Raw genomic sequence first — 296 nt, forward strand, 5'->3', positions numbered from 1 at the left:
AACATCGTCGGCGCGTTCCCATCGATCCCGTCGCCTTTGGAGCACGCCTTAGGTATTGGCGGATCGTGCGCGGCTGGACGCCCGAGGATGTCGCCCGGTTGGCCCGACCCGCTCAGCGTGGACTCGGTGCCCCGGGCCGGCCGATCACCGCCGCGTGGATTCGGATGATGGAACGTGGGGCCGAAGGCCTGATTTCCTCCGTCGACCGCGAGCGGGTGGACATTCTGGCTTTGGTGTTTGACATTCCCGCCGACGCGTTGGCGACACCTGAGGTACCGGAGCAGACCGGACATGCC

1 protein-coding gene is annotated in these 296 nt (G+C 66.6%); it reads left to right on the forward strand.

Annotated elements, in window-relative coordinates; translation table 11 throughout:
- Positions 1-296: helix-turn-helix domain-containing protein (locus HIJ39_RS23520; protein WP_169103425.1), on the forward strand; the 296-nt coding region annotated here is incomplete at both ends.

It is taken from the genome of Sulfobacillus harzensis (assembly GCF_012933365.1).
GTDB lineage: Bacteria > Bacillota > Sulfobacillia > Sulfobacillales > Sulfobacillaceae > Sulfobacillus_B > Sulfobacillus_B harzensis.